The organism is Streptomyces sp. NPDC086989 (assembly GCF_044745505.1).
Classification (GTDB): Bacteria; Actinomycetota; Actinomycetes; order Streptomycetales; family Streptomycetaceae; genus Streptomyces.
Genome location: NZ_JBIVAL010000007.1, coordinates 260,507 through 283,434 on the forward strand (window position 1 = coordinate 260,507; position 22,928 = coordinate 283,434).

General features: G+C 72.8%; 21 protein-coding genes. 12 read left to right on the plus strand and 9 right to left on the minus strand.

Features of this window, described 5'->3' with window-relative positions; translation table 11 throughout:
• Positions 1–3: 3 nt before the first annotated feature.
• The 4 genes from ACIPK4_RS19200 to ACIPK4_RS19215 are packed head-to-tail and all read left to right on the plus strand — an operon-like array spanning position 4 to position 4,036.
• Positions 4–2,067, plus strand: coding sequence for a SpoIIE family protein phosphatase (locus ACIPK4_RS19200; protein WP_402314040.1), 2,064 nt, complete (start codon positions 4–6; stop codon positions 2,065–2,067).
• Between the two features lie 57 nt (positions 2,068–2,124).
• On the plus strand, positions 2,125–2,712 hold the full coding sequence (locus ACIPK4_RS19205; protein WP_402314042.1) for a hypothetical protein: 588 nt from the start codon (positions 2,125–2,127) through the stop codon (positions 2,710–2,712).
• Between the two features lie 32 nt (positions 2,713–2,744).
• Positions 2,745–3,605 carry an Fpg/Nei family DNA glycosylase gene (locus tag ACIPK4_RS19210; protein WP_402314044.1) on the plus strand — a complete coding sequence of 287 codons (861 nt, stop codon included), beginning with the start codon at positions 2,745–2,747 and terminating at the stop codon, positions 3,603–3,605.
• A gap of 26 nt (positions 3,606–3,631) precedes the next feature.
• On the plus strand, positions 3,632–4,036 hold the full coding sequence (locus ACIPK4_RS19215; protein WP_054222030.1) for a hypothetical protein: 405 nt from the start codon (positions 3,632–3,634) through the stop codon (positions 4,034–4,036).
• Between the two features lie 31 nt (positions 4,037–4,067).
• Here ACIPK4_RS19215 and ACIPK4_RS19220 read toward each other — a convergent pair whose 3' ends face one another.
• Together ACIPK4_RS19220 and ACIPK4_RS19225 are read right to left on the minus strand one after the other, a co-directional pair.
• On the minus strand, positions 4,068–4,532 hold the full coding sequence (locus tag ACIPK4_RS19220) for a hypothetical protein (RefSeq protein ID WP_054222039.1): 465 nt from the start codon (positions 4,530–4,532) through the stop codon (positions 4,068–4,070).
• A gap of 225 nt (positions 4,533–4,757) precedes the next feature.
• Entirely contained in the window at positions 4,758–5,297 is a 540-nt protein-coding gene (locus tag ACIPK4_RS19225) for a sigma-70 family RNA polymerase sigma factor (RefSeq protein WP_082410299.1), read from the minus strand.
• Between the two features lie 265 nt (positions 5,298–5,562).
• On the opposite strand from ACIPK4_RS19225, the gene ACIPK4_RS19230 reads away from it, so the two are divergent.
• Positions 5,563–6,774: a CapA family protein gene (locus ACIPK4_RS19230; protein ID WP_402314047.1), complete on the plus strand. Its 1,212-nt coding sequence runs from the start codon at positions 5,563–5,565 to the stop codon at positions 6,772–6,774.
• 171 nt (positions 6,775–6,945) lie between these two features.
• On the opposite strand, the gene ACIPK4_RS19235 is transcribed toward ACIPK4_RS19230, so the two are convergent.
• Positions 6,946–7,407: a universal stress protein gene (locus ACIPK4_RS19235; RefSeq protein ID WP_402314049.1), complete on the minus strand. Its 462-nt coding sequence runs from the start codon at positions 7,405–7,407 to the stop codon at positions 6,946–6,948.
• A gap of 60 nt (positions 7,408–7,467) precedes the next feature.
• Between ACIPK4_RS19235 and lysX the strand changes: the two genes are divergently transcribed.
• Both lysX and ACIPK4_RS19245 read left to right on the plus strand, forming a co-directional pair.
• A complete protein-coding gene (gene lysX / locus ACIPK4_RS19240; RefSeq protein WP_402314051.1) occupies positions 7,468–10,773 on the plus strand; it encodes a bifunctional lysylphosphatidylglycerol synthetase/lysine--tRNA ligase LysX in 3,306 nt (1,101 codons plus the stop codon).
• A 103-nt stretch (positions 10,774–10,876) separates the two neighbouring features.
• Positions 10,877–11,776, plus strand: a complete 900-nt coding sequence (locus ACIPK4_RS19245) for a polysaccharide deacetylase family protein (RefSeq protein ID WP_402314053.1) — start codon at positions 10,877–10,879, stop codon at positions 11,774–11,776.
• A gap of 40 nt (positions 11,777–11,816) precedes the next feature.
• Here the strand turns inward: ACIPK4_RS19245 and ACIPK4_RS19250 are convergent, their stop codons facing one another.
• Positions 11,817–12,521, minus strand: a complete 705-nt coding sequence (locus ACIPK4_RS19250; RefSeq protein WP_402314055.1) for a class F sortase — start codon at positions 12,519–12,521, stop codon at positions 11,817–11,819.
• Positions 12,522–12,872: 351 nt separating this feature from the next.
• Between ACIPK4_RS19250 and ACIPK4_RS19255 the strand changes: the two genes are divergently transcribed.
• Entirely contained in the window at positions 12,873–13,409 is a 537-nt protein-coding gene (locus tag ACIPK4_RS19255) for a hypothetical protein (RefSeq protein ID WP_054222036.1), read from the plus strand.
• A 121-nt stretch (positions 13,410–13,530) separates the two neighbouring features.
• Here ACIPK4_RS19255 and ACIPK4_RS19260 read toward each other — a convergent pair whose 3' ends face one another.
• The 3 genes from ACIPK4_RS19260 to ACIPK4_RS19270 form a co-directional block, all read right to left on the minus strand.
• Positions 13,531–14,106 (minus strand): hypothetical protein, encoded by a 576-nt coding sequence (locus ACIPK4_RS19260; protein ID WP_054222037.1) that lies wholly within the window; start codon positions 14,104–14,106, stop codon positions 13,531–13,533.
• 229 nt (positions 14,107–14,335) lie between these two features.
• The gene (locus ACIPK4_RS19265; RefSeq protein ID WP_054222038.1) at positions 14,336–15,106 is read right to left on the minus strand and encodes a DUF4239 domain-containing protein; all 771 of its coding nucleotides are present in this window, start codon (positions 15,104–15,106) and stop codon (positions 14,336–14,338) included.
• A 42-nt stretch (positions 15,107–15,148) separates the two neighbouring features.
• On the minus strand, positions 15,149–15,835 hold the full coding sequence (locus ACIPK4_RS19270; protein WP_402314058.1) for a hypothetical protein: 687 nt from the start codon (positions 15,833–15,835) through the stop codon (positions 15,149–15,151).
• Between the two features lie 314 nt (positions 15,836–16,149).
• On the opposite strand from ACIPK4_RS19270, the gene ACIPK4_RS19275 reads away from it, so the two are divergent.
• Together ACIPK4_RS19275 and ACIPK4_RS19280 are read left to right on the plus strand one after the other, a co-directional pair.
• The gene (locus ACIPK4_RS19275) at positions 16,150–16,980 is read left to right on the plus strand and encodes an SAM-dependent methyltransferase (RefSeq protein WP_402314398.1); all 831 of its coding nucleotides are present in this window, start codon (positions 16,150–16,152) and stop codon (positions 16,978–16,980) included.
• 80 nt (positions 16,981–17,060) lie between these two features.
• Positions 17,061–19,241 carry a putative bifunctional diguanylate cyclase/phosphodiesterase gene (locus ACIPK4_RS19280; protein ID WP_402314400.1) on the plus strand — a complete coding sequence of 727 codons (2,181 nt, stop codon included), beginning with the start codon at positions 17,061–17,063 and terminating at the stop codon, positions 19,239–19,241.
• Between the two features lie 103 nt (positions 19,242–19,344).
• Here ACIPK4_RS19280 and ACIPK4_RS19285 read toward each other — a convergent pair whose 3' ends face one another.
• Positions 19,345–20,415, minus strand: coding sequence for an FAD-dependent monooxygenase (locus tag ACIPK4_RS19285; protein WP_402314060.1), 1,071 nt, complete (start codon positions 20,413–20,415; stop codon positions 19,345–19,347).
• Positions 20,416–20,532: 117 nt separating this feature from the next.
• Between ACIPK4_RS19285 and ACIPK4_RS19290 the strand changes: the two genes are divergently transcribed.
• A complete protein-coding gene (locus ACIPK4_RS19290; RefSeq protein ID WP_402314062.1) occupies positions 20,533–21,174 on the plus strand; it encodes a TetR/AcrR family transcriptional regulator in 642 nt (213 codons plus the stop codon).
• A 75-nt stretch (positions 21,175–21,249) separates the two neighbouring features.
• Here ACIPK4_RS19290 and ACIPK4_RS19295 read toward each other — a convergent pair whose 3' ends face one another.
• Positions 21,250–22,128 (minus strand): LysR family transcriptional regulator, encoded by an 879-nt coding sequence (locus tag ACIPK4_RS19295; protein ID WP_402314064.1) that lies wholly within the window; start codon positions 22,126–22,128, stop codon positions 21,250–21,252.
• A 94-nt stretch (positions 22,129–22,222) separates the two neighbouring features.
• Here ACIPK4_RS19295 and ACIPK4_RS19300 point away from each other — a divergent pair, with 94 nt between their 5' ends.
• Entirely contained in the window at positions 22,223–22,927 is a 705-nt protein-coding gene (locus tag ACIPK4_RS19300) for a succinate dehydrogenase (protein WP_054227776.1), read from the plus strand.
• Position 22,928: the final 1 nt, after the last annotated feature.

Here is a 22,928-nt window from a genome sequence, read left to right on the forward strand (position 1 = left end):
CCCGTGTGTCATGGTGGATCGGTGCCGACCACCGTATCGCTGCCGGACGACTGGCCCGCACACCCGGACCGGTCGCTCTCGCTGAACCGCATGGGCAGTTTCGACTGGGACCTGGAGACCGGTCTCATGCACATGGACCCGGCCGCCCTCGACGTGTTCGACACGACGCCCGACGCGTACGACGGACGGCCCGAGTCCCTGTCCCCGCGCGTCCCGCCCGCCGAGGCGACCCGGCTCGACGCCCTCGTCTCCGCCGCCCTCAAGAGCGGCGAGGACAGCTACGGCGCCTACTTCCGGATCCGCTGCCGGGACGGGCGGCTGCGCTGGACCCACACCCAGGGCCGCGTCATGCGGGGCCCCGACGGCCGCCCGTTCCGGATCATCGGCATCGTCCGCGACGCCACCGAGGAGCTCAGCCACTCCGCGGAGCGCCTCGGCCTCGACGAGGAGCGGCGCCGCCAGACCTCGGTCGTCGAGAGCACCACCGCCGCCCTCGCCCACGCCCGGACGGTGCGGGACGTCATCGACGTCATCGGCGACGCCCACGGCCTGGAACGGCTCGGCTCCATGGGCATGGTGATGGGCCTGGTCGAGGCCGGACGCATCCACCTGGTGGCCGAAGGCCCCCAGGACAGTTTCGTCCCCGGCACCCGGTACACCCGGATCGACGAGCAGTACCCGATGAGCGAGGTCGTCCGTTCGCTGCAACCGCGCTTCCTCGACTCCGCGGAGGAGTTCGCCGAGGGCTACCCCGAGCTCTGGGAGAAGATCTCGTACATGCGGATCTCGGCGGCCGCCTACCTGCCGCTGATCGCCCAGGCCCGCCCGATCGGCGCGATCGGACTCCTCTACCAGGACAAGGACGGCTTCACCCAGGACGAGCGGAACCTGCTGGTCGCCCTCGGCAGCAGCATCGCGCAGAGCCTCCAGCGCGCGATGCTGCTGGAGCAGGAGCACGACCTGGCGGAAGGCCTCCAGCAGGCGATGCTGCCGCGCCGGATCCCGTCGGTGGCCGGGGCGGAGATCGCCGTACGGTACCGCTCCGCCCGGATGGGCCGGGACATCGGCGGCGACTGGTACGACGTCATCCCGCTGCCCGGCGGCCGGGTCGGCGCGGTCATCGGCGACGTCCAGGGCCACGACACGCACGCGGCGGCGGTCATGGGCCAGCTGCGCATCGTCCTGCGGGCCTACGCGGCCGAGGGCCACTCCCCGGGCACCGTCATGGCCCGGGCCTCCGTCTTCCTGCACGAGCTGGACACCGACCGCTTCGCGACCTGCACGTACGTGGAGGCCGACCTCTCCACCGGCGTGCTGCAAGTGGTCCGCGCCGGCCACATCGACCCCCTGCTGCGCACCCGCGACGGGGACTGCCGGCGGCTGCCGGTGGAGGGCGGGATGCCGCTGAGCCTGTCGGCGGAGTTCGGCCGCCTGGCGTACCCGGTCACCACCGTGGAACTGGACCCGGGAGAAACGCTCCTGCTGTGCACCGACGGTCTCGTGGAACACCCCGGCGCGGACCTCGACGACGGCATCCGGCTGCTCACCTCCCTGGTCCGCAGCGGACCCGCGGACCTCGCACGGCTGGCGGACCGGCTGTGCGAGGTGATCGACGAGCGGGGCGGCGACGACGACATGGCCCTCCTCCTGCTGCGCCGCCAGGCCGAGGAGGCCCAGCCGGGCGGCGGCCGCCTCCAGCAGCACGTCGCCCCGGGCGACCCGGAAGCCCTGGTCGCCGCCCGCCACATGATCGGCGCGGCGGTGCGCGCATGGGGCGCACGGGACCGGGCCGACGAGATCGAACTCGTCGCGGACGAACTCATCGTGAACGCCCTGATGCACACGGACGGCCCGGCGATCGTCACCCTCCGGGTCCTGACCGGCCCGGACCGCCGGCTGCGCGTCGAGGTCGAGGACCGCTCCAGCGCGCTGCCCCGCCGCCGCGAGGCGGGCGACTCGGGCGTCTCGGGCCGCGGCCTGATGCTGGTGGACCGGCTGGCCGACGTCTGGGGGGTGGAACCCCGGGGCAGCGGCAAATGCGTCTGGTGCGAGTTCGTGATGTCCTGACCCGCCGGCCACATATTCCGTTGCGGCCGCTCACCGCGGTGCCGGACGATCATCGCGATGACCCAGACGACTGACGACGTCCGCCGGCTGATCAAGGCCGGAGACCTCCCCGGGGCCGTGCGCAGCCTGCGGCCCGGCCGCAGCCCGGCCACCGTCTCCCTGCTGCCCGGCCGGTCCTGCCACGTCATCGGGCTGGCCGCGGCCGGGCTGCTCGGGCTGCCCGCCGTACCGTACGACCCGGCACGCACGGACACCCTCGTGGTGGCGTACGACCTGAACGCCCACGACAGCGAGCTCCTGTCCGCTCTGCACGGGCGCGCGGACGGCCAGGTCCTGTACGAGCACACCACCTGCTGGACCGACCCGCCGGCCGTGCCCGCCGACGTCAGCGGCCTGCTGGCCCAGTACACCGCCGCACCGTGGGCACAGCAGGGGGAGCGGTCGGCCGACACCCGGCCAGCCGAGGAGATCGCCCGCGACATCGTCACCGCCGACCCCGCCCCGGACGAGGGCGACGGGCGGACCCCCGCCGACCCGGACGAGGCCCTGCGGGCCTTCACCGCGGCCGTGGCCGCCGGATGGCTCAGCGGTCCGCGCGACCCCGTCCGCTCACCCGGCCCGGTGCGCAGCTCCCGGTTCGGGTAGCCGGGGCGGGGGCGGCGGGGCAGGCTGGAGGCATGCCCGAGTTGCCCGAGGTCGAGGCCCTGAGGGAGTACCTCGACGAGCACCTCGCCGGGCGGGTCGTGGAACGTGTCCTCCCGCTCGCGGTCAGCGTGCTGAAGACGTACGACCCGCCGCTCACCGCCCTCGAAGGGCAGCGGGCCGGAGCCACCGCCCGCCACGGCAAGTTCCTCGCCGTGCGGATCGGCGATCTCCACCTCGTCACCCACCTGGCCCGGGCCGGCTGGCTGCGCTGGCACGACGCCCTGCCCGACCGGCCACCGCGCCCGGGCAAGGGGCCGCTGGCCCTGCGGGTCGCACTGGAGGGCGGCGGCGGCTTCGACCTCACCGAGGCGGGCACCCAGAAGCGGCTCGCCGTGTACGTCGTCCGCGACCCGCAGGAGGTGCCCGGCATCGCCCGCCTCGGCCCCGACCCGCTCGCCGAGGAGTTCGACCGGGACGCGTTCGCCGCGCTCCTCGCGGCGGAACGGCGGCAGATCAAGGGCGTGCTGCGCGACCAGAGCGTGATCGCGGGCATCGGGAACGCGTACAGCGACGAGATCCTGCACGCGGCGAAGGTCTCGCCCTTCAAACTGGCCGCCTCCTTCGACGGGGAGCAGGTCACCCACCTGTACGAGGCCGTCCGGCGGACCCTGCGCGAAGCCGTCGAGCGCGCGCACGGCGTGGCCGCCGGGAACCTGAAGGCCGAGAAGAAGAGCGGGCTGCGGGTGCACGGCCGGGACGGGGAGCCCTGCCCGGTGTGCGGGGACACCGTCCGGTCGGTGTCGTTCGCCGATTCCTCGCTCCAGTACTGCCCGACCTGCCAGACCGGCGGGAAGCCGCTCGCCGACCGGAGACTGTCCCGTCTCCTCAAATGAGGCGGCCCTGCGTAGAATCCGGCCCCATGGCCGAGCAGCAGCAGCCGTCGCCGCCCCGGCGCGAGGTCGTCACGGGTGTGCCCCGCGGCGCCCGCCGCCGGCCGCCCGCGCACACCCCGGCCCGTTCGGAGATCTCCGAACAGACCACCCTGGGCGCCACCTACGTACGGGCCCTGATGCGCAGCCAGCTCCGGGCCGGGCTGGGGGCACTGGGCGTCCTGACGCTGCTCGTCGGCACCCTGCCGCTGCTGTTCGCGCTGCCGCGCTCCGCGTCGGGGCCGCCGGTGTGGGTGGCCCTCGGCCTGGTGGTGTACCCGGTGCTGTGGCTGATCGCCCGCTGGTACGTCACCCGGGCCGAGCGCAACGAGGCCGACTTCACCGGCCTGGTGATGGACCCGGCGGAGGCACCGGCCCCGCGCCGGGACGCCTGAGCGGTCCTGAACGTCCGTACCGGGCCGGGCGTCAGAACAGGTGCATCGCCAAGTGGCCCAATGGAAGGCCCAGTTGCCAGGCAGGGGTCCACACCCGTGCGTTCTCGTCCAGGCCCGCGGGGGTGTCGGCGTGGTCGTGCCGGCCCGGGTCGAGGTTGGTGGCGAACAGTTCGGTGCGGTCCAGCCAGCGCCAGGCGGCCCGGGCCAGTTCGAGGTCCGGGTCCTCACCGCGGCCGTGCTCCCTGGCCTCCTCGCCCAGTGCGAGGAACCGGGTGTCCACCCAGTCGCGCCAGGGGTGCCCGTACGCCGTCAGCGACAGCCACTCGTCGAGCTGCGAGACCACCCGGATCCCGGAGAGCTCGCCGGCCGCGTCGGAGAGGTAGATCGTCAGCGCGAGCGTGTCCCGCCCGGCGCGGAACTCCAGGGTACTGACCGGGATCAGCCGTCCCGTGCGCAGCAGTTCGTCGGCGATGTACTCCGCGTAGAGCCATGCCATGGGCACCGCGAGCCCGCCGTCACTGGTGCCGTTCGTACCCTCGGGCTGCACCGTTCCACCTTCTCCCGCGCGTCGAGCTTCCCGTCGTCAGCCATGAGCCTTCACCGAGCGACGCGCGGAACGGGGGATGTTTACCCAACTTGAACGCTCTGAGGCCGATTTCGATGCGTTTTGTGTCCGGTCCGCGTGTATTCGTTTCGTTCGCCGCGCGGTCCCCCGGGAGGTTCAGGCGCCGAGGCCGTATCCGTACCCCTGCAGACCCTTCCTCAGGGCGCGCAGCGCGTAGTACGTACGGGATTTGACCGTTCCTGTCGGAATGCCGAGCTCCGCCGCCGCCTCGGCGACCGAGCGGTCCTGGAAGTAGACCTGCATCAGCACCTCGCGGTGCTCCGGCCCGAGCGAGCCGACGGCCCGTCGCACATCGATGGCCGTGACCGAGCCGGCCACCGCGTCCTCGGGCGCGGGCGCCTGCTCCAGCCCCTCCGGGTCCACCTCCTGCGGCCGGGACAGGCGCGCCCGCCGCGCGTCGATCGCGAGCCGCCGCGCCACGGTGAACAGCCAGGGCCGCATGGACTCGTGGTCGCTCTCCAGCACCTCCGGGTGCTGCCACGCCCGGACCAGCGTCTCCTGTACGAGGTCCTCGGCGCGCTGGCGGTCACCGGCCGTGAGGCCGACCAGGAAGCCGAACAGGGCCCGCCCGTGGTCGCGCTGGAGCTCGGCCAGCGCCTCGGGGTCCGTGCGCAGGAGGGTGGGGGAGAGGGGCACGAGTGGCTCCTTCCTGGGTCCGTTCGGCTCCGACGGACCCACCCTCACCTGCACGGAGCGCCCCGGGAACCGTCCTGTCCCGGCGGTGCGCCCAAGCACCCGGGTCGACCGGTGGGCGGCCGCGCCCGGCGGTGAACGGTCGAACGGCGCGGCGAACGGCCACCCGGGTGAGACGGGACGCCCCCGGAGCCGAAACCCGACTGGTGCCGCCCTCCCCCATGGATTACAGATGATCAGATAGTCCTACTAATGGGAGCTGGCTCAGATGACCACGTACATCCGGCACGCCCTCACGCTCCTGTCGGCCGCCCTGCTGGCCGCGGCCGCCGCGGGCTGTTCCGCCGGGAGGGGCCCCGCGCCCGCCCTTCTCGGCAACTCCCGTTCTCCGGCACCGTCCACCGGCTCCGGGCCCCACTCCGCCCGGGCCGGCGCCGCGAAGGGCTTCACCCTCGTGGCCACCGGTGACGTGCTGCCGCACGACTCGGTCATCAAGCGGGCGGCAGCCGACGCGGAAGGCGACGGCCACGACTTCAGGCCGATGTTCTCCCTGGTCAAGCCAGTGGTCTCGGCCGCCGACCTGGCGATCTGCCACATGGAGACCGTCTACGGGGAGGACGACGGACCCTTCACCGGCTACCCGGCCTTCCAGTCCCCGCCGGAGGTGGCCGACGGGCTCAAGGACGCCGGGTACGACGGCTGCTCCACGGCCTCGAACCACACCCTGGACGCCGGCGCGGACGGCATCGGGCGCACCCTCGGCAGGTTCGACAAGGCCGGGCTCAAGCATGCCGGTTCGGCCCGTACGGCCGCCGAGGCGGCCACGCCGACCCTGTACACGGCGGGCTCCGCGAAGGTCGCGCACCTGGCCTACACGTACGACACGAACGGCTACCCGATGCCGGAGGGACAGCCCTGGGCGGTCAACCTGATGGAGAAGGACAAGATCATCGCGGATGCCCGGGCCGCCCGGAAGGCCGGCGCCGACGTGGTCCTGGTCAGCCTGCACTGGGGCACGGAGTGGCAGACGGATCCGGACGAGAAGCAGCTCTCGCTCGGCAAGGAGCTGACGGCCTCGCAGACCGGCGGTCGCCCCGACATCGACATGATCCTCGGTACGCACGCGCACATCCCGCAGGCCTACGAGAAGGTCAACGGGACGTGGATCATTTACGGCATGGGCGACCAGGTCGCCGGCGAGATGTTCAACTACTCGGGCGCGCGGGACATGCGCGGCAACTACGGCTCGATCGGCCGCTTCACCTTCGCCCCGCCGGCCACCGCGGGTGGCCGCTGGCAGGTCACCAGGGCCGAGTTCGTCCCCCAGATGATGGACCTGTCCGCCGGCAAGGTCGTCAACCTGCCCGCCGCCCTCGCCGAGGACCCCGGCAACGACGAGTACGAGCGCGCGCGGGACGCCGTCAGCGAAGCCGTCCTCGGCCGCGGCGCGGCGAAGGACGGCCTGACGATGGCCCGGTAGCACCGGCTCGGTGGCCACCGGCCGGTGGCCACCGGCCCCGGGCAACCGCTGGCTCGGGCGGCCTCCGGCCCCGGGTGGCCGTCGGCTCGGGGGGCCTCCGGCCCCGGGGGCCGCACGCCCCGGGTGGCCGCCGGCCCTGGGTGGCCTCCGGCATACGTGACCCCCGGCCCGTTACGGAACCACCGTGACGGGCCAGCGGCCCGCCTTCACCAGGCGGACCGCCACCGAACCGACGATGCGGTGCCCGGCCTGCTCGGAGGCACCGACCACCACCGCGTCCGCCATCAGCTCCTCCGCCGCGCTCACCAGACCCGTGTACGGGTCGCCGTGGAAGGTGTGGAACTGCCAGCGCACGTCGTAGACGCCCTTGACGCGCTCCGCCGCCTCCCGGATCTCGGCCACCAGCCCCTCGGCGATCTCACCGGTGGTGCCGGCCACCGGCGCGCCCAGTGAGGCCCCGGCCGGCATCACCGGCTGGACGTACACCAGCGCCAGCAGTGCGTTCTGCCGCCGGGCCAGGCCCGCCGCGTACGCCGCCGCCCGCAGGGAAGACTCCGACCCGTCCACCCCGGCCAAGATCACCTTCGGGCCGTCCGTACCGCGTTCGAATCCCGTGTTCACGTGCTCAGTCACCCTCCCCACGGTATGTCCTTCGCCGCGCGCGGCGGCGCGGGCCTCCCTACAGTGCGAACCATGAGTGCCACCGTGGAGGAGACCCGGGGCACCCGGAACCGTTTCCTCAACCGGGTGCCCGACGCGTTCGCCGCGTTCTTCGGAACGCTCGGACTGCTGTGCGCCCTGCTGGCGCTCTCCCCGACCCTGCGCCACCTCCTGCGGCACGTCGTGCGCTTCCTCGACGCGGTCGTGGTGCCCGTCAGCGCCAACCTCGCCTACGCCGTCTTCCTCTTCCTCCTCGCCGCCGCGCTCGGCACCCGCAAGAAGGTCGCCTGGTGGATCGTCGTCACCTATCTGGCCCTGCTCGTCCTGGTCGACGTCCTGATCATCGCCGACGAGTACTACTGGATCGGCGGCCCCTCCATGGCCCTCGCCGTGGCCGCCCTCGGGATCCTGATCGCCGCCCGCAAGGAGTTCTACGCCGCCTCCCGGCCCGGCGCCTTCTGGCGCGCCCTGCTCGTCCTCGGCCTCGGCCTGCTCGCCGCCGTGCTCCTCGGCTGGGGCCTGGTGGCTCTGTTCCCCGGCACCCTCCCCAAGGGGCAGTGGCTGGACTGGGCCGCCCGGCAGGTCTTCGGCGGCCTCGTCTCACCCCGCCAGTTCGACGGCCAGCCGCCCCGGCCGCTCTCCTTCTTCCTCGGCCTGTTCGGCGCCCTCGCCCTGCTGAACGCCGCCTCCACGCTGTTCCGCTCGCAGCGCCTGACCGCCGCCCTGCACGGGGACGAGGAACCCCGCATCCGCGCCCTGCTCGGCGCCTACGGCCGCAGTGACTCGCTCGGCTACTTCGCCACGCGCCGCGACAAGGCCGTCGTCTTCGCCCCCAACGGCAGGGCCGGCGTCACCTACCGCGTCGAGGCCGGCGTCTGCCTGGCCAGCGGCGACCCGGTCGGCGACCCCGCCGCCTGGACCCCGGCCGTCGACGCCTGGCTCACCGTGGCCCGCCGCCACGGCTGGCAGCCCGCCGTCATGGGGGCCTCCGAGGAGGGGGCCACCGCGTACGCCCGCTCCGGACTCAGCGCCCTCCAGCTCGGCGACGAGGCGATCCTGCACGTCGCCCACTTCGACCTCGACGGCCGCGACATGCGCGTCACCCGCCAGGCCGTCAACCGCGTCAAGCGGGCCGGAGCCACCACCGTCATCCGCCGCCACTCCGCCCTCACCGAGGAGGAGATGCAGTGGATCATCGACCGTGCCGACACCTGGCGCGACACCGAGACCGAGCGCGGCTTCTCCATGGCCCTGGACCGGCTCGGCGACCCCGCCGACGGGGACTGCCTGCTCGTCGAGGCCTTCGACGCCCGGGGCGAGCTGATCGCCCTGCTGTCCTTCGTCCCCTGGGGCAGGGACGGCATCTCCCTGGACCTGATGCGCCGCGACCGCGCCGCCCCCAACGGCGTCATGGAGTTCATGGTCGCCGAGCTGTGCGCCGCCGCCCCGGGCCTGGGGGTGCGGCGGATCTCCCTGAACTTCGCCGTCTTCCGCTCCGCCTTCGAGGAGGGCGGCCGGATCGGCGCCGGCCCGGTCCTGAAGCTGTGGCGCAGACTGCTGCTGTTCTTCTCCCGCTGGTGGCAGCTGGAGGCCCTGTACCGCTCGAACGTCAAGTACGGCCCGGAGTGGTACCCGCGGTTCCTCTGCTACCAGGACGCCGGCTCGCTCGCCCGGGTCAGCCTCGCCTCCGGCATCGCCGAGGGCTTCGTCTCCGTGCCGAGCCTGCGCAAACTTTGGGGCAACGGCCACGCCCGGGGCGTCACCGCGCCCGCCAGCACCGAAGGGCTGCCCCCCATCGACTCCCTCGGACTGGACCTCGTGGGGGTGGAGGCCGAAACGGCGGCGCGGGCCGAGCGGCTGCCCGAACAGGTCCGCGTCCGCCACGACAAGATGGAGCGGATCCGGGCGGCCGGCACCGACCCGTACCCCGTCGGCATCCCCCAGCGCACCCACACCGTGGCCGGGCTGCTGGCCGCCCACCCGGGACCGCCGCCCGGCGCCCGTTCCGGGCAACGGGCCACCCTCGCCGGCCGCGTGATGCTCGTACGCGACCTCGGCGGCGTGGTCTTCGCCGTCCTGCGCGACTGGTCCGGGGACGTACAGCTGATGTTCACCCGCGACGAGAGCGGCCCCGGCGTAGTGGATTCCTTCACCTCCCAGGTCGACTTCGGCGACCACGTGGTCGCCAGCGGCGAAGTCGGCGCCAGCCGCAGCGGCGAGCCGTCCCTGCTCGTCACCTCCTGGCAGCTCACCGGCAAATGCCTGCGCCCGCTGCCGGACAAGCGCAAGGGTCTCGCCGACCCCGAGGCGCGCGTGCGGCGCCGCTACCTCGACCTGGTCGCGAGCCCCGAGGCACGGGAGGTGGTACGGGCCCGCTCCTCGGCCGTCCAGGCGCTGCGCCAGGGACTGCTGGACCGCGGCTACCTCGAAGTCGAGACCCCGATGCTCCAGCAGATCCACGGCGGCGCCAACGCCCGGCCCTTCCGCACCCACATCAACGCCTACGACCTCGACCTGTACCTGCGCATCGCGCCCGAGCTGTACCTGAAGCGGCTGTGCGTCGGCGGCCTGGAGAAGGTCTTCGAGATGGGCCGCACCTTCCGCAACGAGGGCGTCTCCTACAAGCACAACCCCGAGTTCACGATGCTGGAGGCCTACCAGGCCTTCGCCGACTACGACGTGATGCTCGACCTCACGCGCGAGCTGATCCAGGGCGCCGCGACCGCCGCCTTCGGATCGCCGGTCGCCCACAAGGCAGGCCCGGACGGCAAGCTCGTCGTCCACGACATCTCCGGACCCTGGCCGGTCAAGACGATGTACGGGGCGATCAGCGAGGCCCTCGGTGAGGAGGTCGACGCCGACACCGCCGAGCACGTCCTGCGCCGGCTCTGCGACCGGGCCAAGGTGCCCCACGCACCCGAGGACACCCGCGGCGACGTGGTGCTGGAGATGTACGAGCGGCTGGTGGAGGAGAAGACCGAGCTGCCCACCTTCTACAAGGACTTCCCCACGGACGTCTCACCGCTGACCCGGCAGCACCGCAGGGACCCGCGCCTCGCCGAGCGCTGGGACCTGGTCGCCTTCGGCACCGAACTGGGCACCGCCTACTCGGAGCTGACCGACCCGGTGGAACAGCGCCGCCGGCTCACCGCCCAGTCACTGCTCGCCGCGGGCGGCGACGCCGAGGCGATGGAACTGGACGACGACTTCCTGGACGCGCTGGAGTACGCGATGCCGCCGACCGGCGGGCTGGGCATCGGCGTCGACCGGCTGGTCATGTTCCTCACCGGCCTCACGATCCGCGAGACGCTGCCGTTCCCGCTGGTCCGGCGCGGCTGATCGGGTGAGGGGAAGCCCGCCCGTTCGCGCCTCTCGACATCTGCGGGGATGTCGTTGATACGTAGTAATAATGAAAAATGACGAGCCGACAGTAGGGCGACGCATGCTCCTGCGCACCGCCGTCTTCCTCGGAATCGCCGCAGCCTCCGGACTGCTCACCGGCGGCGAGACCGGCGCACCCGGTCAGAGCGCGGCGGGCGGTGCACCGGGCGCGGGGCTCGGCGCCGCGCCCGCCGGCGGCCCGGCGCCGGGACAGCCGGGACCCGGCGGAGCCGCCGGACCGGGCGGAGTCCGCGCCCTGCGTCCGCAGGCGCCCGGGCAGGCCGCGTACCGGCTTAGCCCCATGACCTCCGAGGTCCCGCTGCGCCCGCCCGCGGCGAAGCCCGCCGTACGGACCCGGCCCATCCTGCAGCTTCCCCCCGACGCACGCACCGCGAGCGCCATGGTGCTCACCTTCGACGACGGGCCGGACCCCCGCTACACCCCCGCCATCCTCGACACCCTCGCCCGGTACGACGTCCGTGCCATGTTCTTCGTCTGCGGGGAGATGGCCACCGACAACCGGGACCTGTTGCGCCGGATGGCCGCCGAGGGCCACCTCATCGGCAACCACACCTGGACCCACCCGCTCATCCCCACGCTCAGCCGGCCCGCCCTCGCCTCCGAGATCGCCCGCACGAGCGAGGTCGTCCAGCAGGCCGTGGGGGAGGCGCCTGTGTGGTTCCGCGCTCCGTACGGGGCGTGGAACCGGGCCGCGTTCGAGATCGGGGCCGAACTGGGCATGGAACCGCTCGCCTGGACGGTGGACACCCTGGACTGGACGGAGCCGGGGACGGACACGATCGTCTCGAACGTCCTCAAGGGCGCGGCTCCGGGGGTGATCGTGCTGAACCACGACGCGGGCGGCGACCGCTCGCAGAGCGTCCGGGCGGTGAGCACCTACCTGCCCCAACTGCTGGGCCGGGGCTACCGGATGACCCTGCCCGCGCTGCCGCCCCGCTGAGCCCGGCCGGGCCCGCCCGGTCCGGCGGGCCCGCCGTCGCTCAGCGGACCTGCACCATCCGGGCGAAGACGACGACGTTGCCGTCGTAGCCCCGGGCCTTGGAGTAACCGCCGCCGCAGGTGATCACGCGGAGTTCCGGCTGCCCGGTGTCCCCGTACACCCGGGCTCCGGGGAACGTCTCCTTCGAGAAGACCTCCACGCCGTACACCTCGAACACCGCCGTGCGCCCGTCGTACCGCTCCACCTCGATGTGATTGCCCTTGCGCAGCGCGCCCAGGCCGTAGAAGACCGCCGGGCCGCTCGCGTTGTCGACGTGGCCCACGATCACCGCCGAGCCGCGCTGCCCCGGCGAGATGCCGTTGAGGTACCAGCCGGCCAGGTTCGGGTCCTGCGGGGGCGGAGCCTGGATCCAGCCCTGCGCGTCGAGCTCGACGGGCATCACCGGGGCGTCCACCTTGATGTTGGGGATGCGGATGCGCTGGACGGACGAGTGTTCCAGGGGCGCCACCTCCGCCGGCGCCGCGGGCTGCTGCTGTTGTTGCATGGGCTGTTGTCCCGGTCCCGGCGGATCCGCGGGCAGTTGCTCGGCGGGCACGCCGACGGCCGCCGCGGCCGTCGGCTGCGGCGGCCCGTCACCGACGTCCGCTCCGTTGCGCATCATGGCGAGGCCGCTGAGCATCACCAGCGCGAGTACGCCCCAGGGGGATCGTCGTCTCGGTGGCTGCTCGCTCTCGTCCTCGGTCATGGCTCTCCCTTCCCGACGCGGGGGTCCCGACCCGCGTTCTTGTCCCACCCCTGTACGCCCTTCCCCACGCACGCTAAGGCTGCCTGCGCAAGACGGCGATCGCTGAAGGGCGAACGGGTGGCGGGGCCGGAAGGGGTGCGTCCATCCAGGTATTCGTCACATAAATGTCTGACGGGTCGTGACCTGCGGATCCGTCAGCCGCCCTCGGCGTGTCCCGGCGTGTCGCTCAACCTTGCGGCCCAAGCCTGGAAATGCGCTGGGTGCCAGCCGCCCTGAGGGTTCGACTGGGAGGCGTTCTCGTCGATCTTCCCGGGCGACCGCTCCGGGGCGCTTCCCGCTGGAGGTTCCACCATGCGTGTTCTCCGCGCCCTCACCGTGGCCGCGGCGGCCTGCGTAGCCGTCGGGCTCAGCACCCCGTTCGCCGGCGCGAACCCGTCGGACCCGTTGGGCGGCTCTCCCGCGGGCGGCAACGGGAGCAACACCGGCAACGGTCCGAGCAACGTCACCGTCAACCCGTACAACGTGCACCAGGGCTCGACGATGCAGGTCAGCGCAGCCGGCTGCCGTCACGGCGGCACGGTCTGGTCGCCCGGCAACTTTCCGCAGACCAACCTGTCGGCCGGCTCCGTCGGCTTCGCCACCGTCCGGATCTTCAACCACGCCTCACCCGGTAACCACACGCTGTCGGTCAAGTGCAACGACAACAGCCTGGTTGCCACGCACCGGTTCACGATCCTCGCGGGCAACGGCGCGCACGGCGGTATCGGCGGCTCGTTCGGCCCGTCCACCGCCGAGACCGCCATCGGGGCGGGCCTCGTCGGCGTCGCGGCCCTGGGGGCGGGCGTCCACGTGATGCGCAGGCGCCGTCCGCTGCGCGGGCGGGCCTGACGACCGGCCGCCCCGGTCGCAACGCTGCGCAGCCCGGGAAACGCCGGTCGCCCCGAGTCCCGGCCGGGACTCGGGGCGACCGGCGGTCGGTGTTCCGCTCCGGGCTGCCCGTGAGGCGCGGTCAGTGGCCGCGGGGGGAGGCGCGGCGGCGGCGCAGGACGTACACCGTGCCGCCCGCGGCCGCGAGGAAGAGCGCGGCGCCCGCGCCGAGCTCACGGGAATCCATCCCGGCCACACTGCCGCCCAGGCCTCCGCGGACACCGAGCGAGGTGCCCCGGGAGGCCGTCGAGGAACCGATCGCGGTCGAGGTGGAACTGGTGGTCGGCCGGGAGGTGCCGCCGGTGATGGTGAGGTCCGCCGAACCGGTCTCCCCGTTGCAGGTGAAGGAGACGGAGTACACGGCCCCGCGGCGGGCGTCCCGGTCGACGGTCACCCGGGCGGTCTTGCCGCGCGCGATGCTCACGGTGTCGAAGACCCCGGACGAGACGGTGGCGTAGGCCGCGCTGCAGCCGCTGACGGAGAGCACCGTCTGGCCGCCCGGGGCAACCGTCGACGGGGTGATGGCGAAGCCGAACGAGGTGATGGGCTGGGCCTCGGCCGCGGTCGCGGAGGGCGCGCCGAGGACGCCGAGCGCGAGTACGGCACCCGTGGCGCCGGCGCTCAGCAGGGCTGTGGCGTTGGTACGTATCGCACCCATGGTTGGTTCTCCGGATCCCCGAGGAGCAGCCGCGGAACGGTTTCCGCACGTGGGGGGTCGTGCGCCTCGATGTCCGCCACGCTAGGTCCGGGCGCCGCGCCCCGCGATCAGGAACGGGCGAATGGGGCACGGGTGTGGGCCGAACCGGGGACGCGGAGCCCGCCCCCGGTTTGGCCGCGTACCCGGCGGGCCAGGTTCGGCCGCGCGCCCGGCGCGCCCGTCGGGAGCCTCAGCCGCCGAGGGGCAGATGCGGGAACTGCGCGAGGAAGGGCTCGGCGGTCGCCGCGACGCCCCGCCCGAACGGCGCGTCGAAGTCCCAGATGAGGAACAGCAGGAAGGCGATCAGTGCACTGAACAGGCCGGCCAGCAGCAGTTCCCGGAACGAGCGGCGGATCTGCAGGGTGAAGACCAGGCCCACCGTCACCAGCGCCCCGGCGATCAGCCCGAACCACACGACCCCCGGCATCGTCGCTCCCGCGCTCTGGCCGCGGGCATTGCGCGCGTCGTCGACCAGCGCGACCTGGTCCACCAGCGGCTGGTACGCCTGTCCCTCGTGGTCGGTCTGCGGCTCGTAGTCGGTGACGTCCCGGCGGATGGTCTCCAGCAGCTGCCCGCTGCGGTCCGTGAGCTCGCCCTGGTCGGCCATCCGCTGCCACTCCGTGTCCACCACGTACGTCACGTACGCGTCGACGTCGGACCGGATCCTCTTGCGCACCTCGGCCGGGTAGACCTCGGATCGGACGCTGATCTCGTGCAGGGCCTGTGCCTCCTGGCGCACGTACTCCTGGGCGGCCCCGCGGCCCTCCCAGACGCCGGCGATCGCCAGGCCCAGCACGATCGCGTAGATCACCCCGATCATCATCGTCATGTACTCGATGACGTCCGGGGTCTCGCTGGGATCGTCGTCCTCACCGATCCGCCGTTGGTTGAAGAAGGCGATGGACAGCACCACGGCGCAAGCCGCTGCCATCGCGAGGGACAGGACGAGCCATTCCGACAAGATGACTCCCAATCGGTCACGAAAGTGGTGTGCGGGGCGGGTCTAGCGCGGGCGCAGCGCGACGATCGCGAGCACCGCGGGAGCCGCGGTCATCAAGGTGAAGGTCACCGGCGAGATGTGGTGTTCGACCTTCCTGGCGGCCGCCGTGCGGTACGCGGGCCTGGCCACCGGCTTCTTCGGGGGCGGGGCGGGCGGCGCCACCACGGGGGCCGGGGGCTCCACCCGGGGTTGCGGCGCGGCCACCGGCTTCGGCGGGGGCGGGGCGGGGGCCCTGGGTTCGGGCCGCGGCGCGTGCGCAGGCGGCGGTACGGCCTTCGGGGCCGGCGGCGGGGGTTCCGGCGCGGGCGGCGGAGTCGGCTTGGGGGTCGGCTTCGGCGTGGGCTTCGGCGGCGGGGGCGGCGTGGGTGTGGGCGTCGGGGTGGGGGTCGGCTCCGGCGGGCACGGCGGGGGAGGCGACGGGCAGTGGTGGCCGCCGTGCCCGCCGCCTCCGTGGTGTCCGCCGTGGCCGTTTCCATGGCCGTTTCCGTGCCCGTCGCCGTGATGTCCGCCACCCCGGCCGCCTGCGGCGGAGCTGCTTCCGGCCACCGCGACCAGCTCGACGGCGCCCGCGCCGTCCCCGGCGTCGATCGTCGCGTAGGCGCAGCTATCAGCCACGGCCGGCGTGGCGGACAGCGCCGCCCACAGCAGGACCGGGACCACCAGCAGGCGTCTGGTACAGGCTCTGTTCACCCGGGGAGCATGGGCCCACGTGCGCCCGCGCACGCGGAGGTCGGCCCTGGTTCGCCTGAACGGGTGGCGCGGGGACCGTAGATGTTTGAGCCACGGAATGCACTATTCCGGTCATGTGGATGCACATTCTCAAAAGCGACTTGTCGGTTTCGGTCATTCGCTGCGGGATGGGCCGGGAAGGCCTTTGGTGTGTGATGAAGAACGGATCACCAATTTCCGCTTTTGCTCGCTCCGTTGGGCAATGATCAGTACATTCGGCTCGGACAGGCGTCCGACTCCGGACGACCGCACACGATTACGGCTTGGAGACCCCGATGGAGCGCCCCGCCTGGGCCCCGCCAGGCATCGACATATCGGTGCCGAGCGTGTCCCGCATCTACGATTACTACCTGGGCGGCTCCCACAACTTCGAGGTCGACCGCCAGGCCGCCCGCCGCGCCATGGAGTTCCTGCCGGGCCTGCCCAAGATCATGCAGGCCAACCGGGCCTTCATGCGCCGCGCCGTCCGCTACGCCGTGGCCCAGGGCGTCACCCAGTTCCTCGACATCGGCTCCGGCATCCCCACCTTCGGCAACGTCCACGAGATCGCCCGGGCGGCCAGCCCCGAAGCCCGCGTGGTCTACGTGGACCACGACCCGGTGGCCGTCGCCCACAGCCGCGCCGTCCTCGCCGGCGACGAGCACACCGGCATCGTCGCCGCCGACCTGCGCAAGCCCCACGACATCCTCGCCGCCCCGGAGGTCGCGCGGCTGCTCGACCTCGAGCGCCCCGTCGCCCTGCTGCTCGTCGCCGTCCTGCACTTCCTTGAGGACGCGGACGACCCGCACGCCGCCGTCGCCCAGCTGCGCGACGCGCTGGCCCCCGGCAGCCTGCTGGTCCTCACGCACGCCTCCTACGAGGGGATCCCGCTCTCGGAGGAGGTCGCGGCCGGGACGGTCGGCGTCTACCGGGACATCCGCAACCCGCTCGTGATGCGCAGCGGCGAACAGATCACCCGCTTCTTCGACGGCTTCGAGCTGGTCGAGCCGGGCGTCGTGTCCATGCCGCTTTGGCAGCCCGAGGGCACCGAGGACCCGGACGACGCGGAGGCGCCCGAGGACCCGTACGCCTTCTCGGGCTTCGGCGGAGTGGGACGCAAGGCGTGAGATCTGCGGCCGCGGTGCCCTCCGGCACACCGACCCCGAAGAACACGGGACCCGCGCAGGGTGCGCAGCCCCCGGTCCCGCTGACAGGCCCGCCGACGCCGGCGGGCCCTGCCGCGTTGCGGAGCGGGCTGGAGGACCGGATCGGACGTTTCGCGACCATCTGGGGACGGGCGATCTTCCCCGTCACCGCGACCTCGCTGACCCGCGTCGAGTTCGAACAGCACCTCATACCCCTCGCCCAGACCCTCGCCGAAGCCCTGCACGCCCGGCCCTTCGACGCCGGCGTCGCCCAGCGGGTGGGGGCCGAACTCGTCGCCGTGCACTGCACCGACCCCGAGGCCCTGGCCGGCACGCTCGGCGTCGTCGAGTCGTACCTCGTGCTCTACTGCGGACCCGACGGCGTCGGGGTGGAGGGCACCGAGGAGTACCGCTCGCGCTGCGCCCGCCTGCAGCACGGGATCGCGGCCGGATTCGCCCGCGCCCTGCGCGAGCGCACCCTGCGGGAGCAGGAGGCCATCGCCCGCTCCGCCCTGACCGCCCGCATCGACGCCCAGCAGGCCCTGCACGCCAGCGAGGAACGCTTCAAGGCGGTCTTCGAGGGCGCGGCGGTCGGCATCGGCATCGCCGACCTCGAAGGCAACGTCCTGGAGGTCAACGACGCACTGCTGCAGATGTTCGGCGGCATGGGCGGGCACGTCCGCGGCCGCAACGTCAGCGAGTGGGGCCACCCCGACGACGCCCCGCACGTCTGGCGGATGTACGGCGAACTCGTCCGCGGCGAACGCGAGAGCTACCGCGTGGAGAAGCCGTACTACCGCCACGACGGGACCGTGCTGTGGACCAACCTCACGGTGTCGCTGCTGCGCGACGCCGAGGGCGTGCCCCAGTACCAGCTGGCCCTGATGGAGGACACCACCGAGCGCCGGCTGCTGAACCTGCGCCTGCGCTACGAGGCCACCCATGACGCCCTGACCGGGCTGCCCAACCGCACGCTGTTCTTCGAACGCCTCGAAAAGGCCCTGAGCGGGGCCGGCGGCAGCCGCTTCGGCCTCTGCTACCTGGACCTCGACGGGTTCAAGGCGGTCAACGACAGCCTCGGCCACTCGGCGGGCGACCGGCTCCTGGTAGAGGTCGCCGACCGGCTGCAGAGCTGCGCGACCGGCCCCGGCGAAGTCGTCGCACGGCTCGGCGGCGACGAGTTCGTGGCACTGACCACCGGCTCGGACACCGAGGAGAAGGTGACCGAACTGGCCGTCCGGATCCTGTCCGCCCTGTCGGTGCCCATCCGGATCGAGGGCCGCGAGCTGTCGGTCCGCGGCAGCATCGGCATCGTCGAGGGCCCGGCCCGCGAGCGCACCGCGGCGGAGGTGCTCCGCAGCGCCGACATCACCATGTACCGGGCCAAGGCGGCCGGCGGCAACCGCTTCGAGTTCGCCGACGCCGAGGCCGACGCCCGGGCCATCACCCGCCACGGTCTGACCAACGCCCTCCCGGCGGCCCTGGAGCGCGGCGAGTTCTTCATCGAGTACCAGCCGCTGGTCCACATGCACGACGGCAGCGTCCACGGCGCGGAGGCCCTGGTCCGCTGGTCGCACCCGCAGTACGGGGTCCTCGGCCCGGACCGCTTCATCCCGCTCGCCGAGCGGACCGGGCTGATCGTGCCGCTCGGCCGCTGGGTCCTGGAGGAGGCCGTCCGTCAGGCCCGCAACTGGCAGCGCCAGCACGGCGGGTCCACCCTGCGGATCAACGTCAACCTCTCGCCGACCCAGCTCCACCACCCCGGCCTGGTCGCCGACACCGTCGCGGTGCTGGAGAACTCGGGCCTCGCCCCGGGCGCGCTGTGCCTGGAGGTCACCGAGTCGGCCCTGATCGGCGCCGACGACGAACTCCTGGAACCCCTGCGCCGGCTCGCAGCCCTCGGCGTGGACATCGCGCTCGACGACTTCGGCACCGGCTACTCGAACCTGGCCAACCTGCGGCGCCTGCCGGTCAGCGTCCTGAAGCTGGACCGCTCCTTCACCAAGGGGATGCAGCAGCAGCCCGCCAACCCGGTCGACGTCAAGATCGTGGAGGGCATCGTCGCCCTGGCCCACAGCCTCGAACTCGCGGTCACGGTCGAGGGCGTGGAGACCGGCGCCCAGGCCGCCCAGCTGCGCGACCTCGGCTGTGACACCGCCCAGGGCTGGTACTACGCACGCCCCGGCGCCCCCGACCGCATCCACACGCTCTCGCTCTCGGACGCCGTGCCCACACCCTCCTGACGCCACCGCCCCGCACCCGCACGAGCCGGAACCGGGAACCGAGCCCTGCTCCGGAGCCGGCAGGCCGATCCGGAGTCCGGAGCCGCCGCGGCGGCCGGGCCGCTCAGTCCAGGCCGGCCTCCGTTCCCCGGCCGGGCGTCCGGACGGCGGCCAGGACCCGCTCGTACCGCCGTGACGTGTCGGCCAGGACCTCGGCGGCCACCGGCAGCCGCTCCGCCCCGTACGCGTCGAGTGCTTCCTCGCCGGCCTGCCCGGCGAGGGCTGCGGTCAGCGTCCGGCCGAGGGCGGCCGCGTCCTGGATGCCGGTGTTCATGCCCAGCCCGCCGGCTATGGGGTGGACGTGCGCGGCGTCCCCCGCGAGGAACGCCCGGCCCTCTCGTATCCGGGTGGCCATGCGGACGTTGACCCGCCAGGCGGAGAGCCAGGTGGCATCCGCGAGCCGGATCCCCGGCATCCGGGCATGCCGGTCGAAGAGCCGCTGGAAGCTCTCCAGCGAGGGTGGCAGCAGTCCGCCGTGCTCGTCCGTCTCGGGCGAAGCCTGGAGCTGGAAGGTGTCCGTCCCCGGCATCGGGCAGAGCAGTATCCCGCCGCCTTCCGAGGTGAACCACTGGTGCCAGAAGTCCCGGCTGAGCCCGGGGGCCCTGACGTCCCCGACGACCATCGCGGGCTCCTCCTCCCCACTGCCCTCGAAGGGAATGCCGAGGAGTCTGCGGGTGGTGCTGCGCCCGCCGTCGCACCCGGCGAGGTACCCCGCTGCGATCGCAGTGCCGTCCGCCAGCTCCGCGCGGACCCCGGCCGCGTCCTGGGCGATCCCGGCGAGCCGGGATCCGTACTCGACCTGCACGCCCAGGCCGGCGAGCCGGCCGCGCAGCGCCTCTTCGACCTGCCACTGCCCTATCAGCAGGCCGGTGCCGGGCATGGGGGTGTCGTTGACGTGTGCTCCGTCGAAGTACTTGCGCAGGACCACCTCGCTGCTGCCGATGGCGGTCAGGGGCTCGGCCACGCCCAGCCTTTCGAGAACCCCGAGGCTGCTCGGCCAGAGCCCCTTGCCGCGGGACTCGCGGTGCGGCGCGGTGCGTCCCTCGATGACACGGACGGCGGCGCCGCTCAGGGCGAGTTCGCAGGCCAGGGTCAGTCCCGTGGGGCCGGAGCCCGCGATCAGTACGTCGGTCATCGGATGTCCTCTCCTCGTCGGTGTACTCGTCGATGTCTCAAGGAAAGCGGCTCCCCGCAAAAAATGCAACCCGGTTAAGAAAATTACCCGGTCACGATTTCGTGCTACGCTGTGCGCATGGAGAACACGACGGGTCTGCGCGAGAACAAGAAGCTCCGTACGCGTCGCCAGCTGGCGGCCACGGCGCTGGAACTCTTCCTGGAACGGGGCTTCGATGCCGTGTCGGTGGCGGACGTCGCCGCCGCGGCCGAGGTCTCCAAGCCCACCCTCTTCCGGTACTTCCCGACCAAGGAGGACCTGGTGCTCGACCGGTTCGCCGACCACCAGGACGAGGCGGCCCGCATCGTGCGCGACCGCCCTGCCGGCCAGACGCCGGTGGGCGCGCTCCGCGCTCACTTCCTGGGGGCCCTGGCCGAACGGGACCCGATCACCGGGCTGTGCGACCACCCCGGGGTGCTCGCCTTCCAGCGGCTGCTCTACTCCACCGCCAGTCTGGAGGGCCGGATGTCCCACTACACCGACCGCGAGGTGGAGCTGCTCGCCGCCGTACTCGAATCGGAGTCGGTCCGCCCGCTCGCCGCCCGGCTGGCGGCGGGGCACCTGGTGGCGGTCCGCCATGAGCTGGGCAGGGAGAACTATCGCCGCATGGATGCCGGTCAGAGCGCCGACGAAGCGCACCCGGCCGCAGTGGCCGACGCCGACGAGGCCTTCGCGATGCTGGCCGACGGGCTCGACAAGGCCCTCCCCATAGCTGGGTAGCCGGGCCGGCCCCCTTCCCGAAGCCGGGTAGCCGGGCCGGCGCCCTCCCGGGTGCACGGGCGCGAGGCGGCGGGGTCAGCCCAGGAGCATCCGCTTCAGTTCGCGCGCCGCGCGCGGGGGAGCGACGTCCGTGCGGTGCGCCAGGGCGATCGTGCGGCGCAGTGGAGAGCCCGCCAGCGGCGTGGCCCGCAGCCCCGGTCCGCCGTGGTCGACGACCATCGCCGGGACCACCGCCACGCCGAGCCCCGCCCGGACGAAGCCCAGCACCGCGTCCATCTCCCCGCCCTCCACGGTGAACACCGGCTCGAACCCCTCCGCCCGGCAGGCGGCCACCGTCAGGTCCCGCAGGTCGTAGCCGTGGCGGAACATCACCATCGGCTCGTCGCGCAGCGCGGACACCGTGAGCGGGCCACCGCCCGCCGGAGGGGGCAGCTCGGCGGAGGAGACCACCACCAGGTCCTCCGTCAACAGCTCCACCGTGGTCAGCGCCGGAGCCGAGGGCGGCAACGGGAGCGCGATCAGGGCCAGGTCCAGAGCCCCGCGCGCGAGCTCCCGTACGAGGTCCAGCGAACCGCTCTCCTCGATCAGCAGCTCGATTCCCGGATGCGCGGTGTGGAAGGCGCGCAGCACACCCGGCAGCAGGCCCGTGCACACGCTCGGCGTCGCCCCCAGCCGCACCCGCCCCCGGCGCAGCTGCGCCAGTTCCTGGACCTCCAGCCGCGCGGTGTCCGCATCCGCCAGGATCCGCCGCGCCAGCGGCAGCAGCGCCTCGCCCGCATCGGTGAGCGCGATGTTCCCCCGCGCCCGGCTGAACAGCTCCGCCCCCAGCTCCCGTTCGAGCGCCTTGATCTGCTGCGAGAGCGAGGGCTGGGCGACGTGCACCCGCTGCGCGGCCCGGGTGAAGTGCCGGGTTTCGGCAACGGCCACGAAGTACAGGAGCTGCTGGAACTGCATCGCCCCAGCATACCCCGTACATAGGAAGCGGCTATCGGGATCAGCGCCATCATGTCTTGGACCTCTCGGGACTTTGGTCCTTACCGTCGAGGACATGGCTCTGGCAACGCGGACGGGCCGACGACCGTCCACCACGCGCACGCTCTGGGACTCCACCGTCGGCAAGAAGTCCGTGATGGCGGTGTCCGGGCTGATCATGCTCGGATACCTGGTCGTCCACATGCTCGGCAACCTGAAGATCTTCTTCGGGGCGGACGAGTTCAACGGCTACGCCCACTGGCTGCGCACCCTCGGCTCCCCCTTCCTGCACCACGAGTGGGCCCTGTGGATCGTCCGCGTGGTCCTGGTCGCCGCCGTCGTCGCCCACGCGGTGTGCGCGTACCAGCTCAGCCGCCGCGACATCAAGGCGCGCCCGGTGAAGTACGCCCACAAGCGCCGCAGCGCGAGCTACGCCACCCGCACGATGCGCTGGGGCGGGATCATCCTCGCCCTCTTCATCGTCTGGCACCTCCTCGACCTCACCACCCTCACCGTCAACGAGCGCGCGTGGGCCGGCCACCCCTATGAGAACGTCCTCGCGACCTTCTCCACCTGGTACGGCAACACCGTCTACATCGTGGCGATGGCCGCCCTCGGCCTGCACGTCCGGCACGGCTTCTGGAGCGCCGCCCAGACCCTCGGTGCGGGCAACGCCCGCCGCGAGCGGACGCTGAAATTCCTGGCCAACGCCCTGGCCCTCGTCCTCTTCGCGGGCTTCGTGTCCGTCCCCGTCGCCGTCATGACCGGAGTGGTGAGCTGAC

Excerpts from the sequence above, each read along its gene's own strand:
- ACIPK4_RS19205 (WP_402314042.1), top strand. The coding sequence starts at position 2,125 with ATGACCCAGACGACTGACGACGTCCGCCGGCTGATCAAGGCCGGAGAC.
- ACIPK4_RS19210 (WP_402314044.1), top strand. The coding sequence starts at position 2,745 with ATGCCCGAGTTGCCCGAGGTCGAGGCCCTGAGGGAGTACCTCGACGAG.
- ACIPK4_RS19215 (WP_054222030.1), top strand. The coding sequence starts at position 3,632 with ATGGCCGAGCAGCAGCAGCCGTCGCCGCCCCGGCGCGAGGTCGTCACG.
- ACIPK4_RS19220 (WP_054222039.1), bottom strand. The coding sequence starts at position 4,532 with ATGGCATGGCTCTACGCGGAGTACATCGCCGACGAACTGCTGCGCACG.
- ACIPK4_RS19230 (WP_402314047.1), top strand. The coding sequence starts at position 5,563 with ATGACCACGTACATCCGGCACGCCCTCACGCTCCTGTCGGCCGCCCTG.
- lysX (WP_402314051.1), top strand. The coding sequence starts at position 7,468 with ATGAGTGCCACCGTGGAGGAGACCCGGGGCACCCGGAACCGTTTCCTC.
- ACIPK4_RS19245 (WP_402314053.1), top strand. The coding sequence starts at position 10,877 with ATGCTCCTGCGCACCGCCGTCTTCCTCGGAATCGCCGCAGCCTCCGGA.
- ACIPK4_RS19250 (WP_402314055.1), bottom strand. The coding sequence starts at position 12,521 with ATGACCGAGGACGAGAGCGAGCAGCCACCGAGACGACGATCCCCCTGG.
- ACIPK4_RS19255 (WP_054222036.1), top strand. The coding sequence starts at position 12,873 with ATGCGTGTTCTCCGCGCCCTCACCGTGGCCGCGGCGGCCTGCGTAGCC.
- ACIPK4_RS19260 (WP_054222037.1), bottom strand. The coding sequence starts at position 14,106 with ATGGGTGCGATACGTACCAACGCCACAGCCCTGCTGAGCGCCGGCGCC.
- ACIPK4_RS19275 (WP_402314398.1), top strand. The coding sequence starts at position 16,150 with ATGGAGCGCCCCGCCTGGGCCCCGCCAGGCATCGACATATCGGTGCCG.
- ACIPK4_RS19285 (WP_402314060.1), bottom strand. The coding sequence starts at position 20,415 with ATGACCGACGTACTGATCGCGGGCTCCGGCCCCACGGGACTGACCCTG.
- ACIPK4_RS19290 (WP_402314062.1), top strand. The coding sequence starts at position 20,533 with ATGGAGAACACGACGGGTCTGCGCGAGAACAAGAAGCTCCGTACGCGT.
- ACIPK4_RS19295 (WP_402314064.1), bottom strand. The coding sequence starts at position 22,128 with ATGCAGTTCCAGCAGCTCCTGTACTTCGTGGCCGTTGCCGAAACCCGG.
- ACIPK4_RS19300 (WP_054227776.1), top strand. The coding sequence starts at position 22,223 with ATGGCTCTGGCAACGCGGACGGGCCGACGACCGTCCACCACGCGCACG.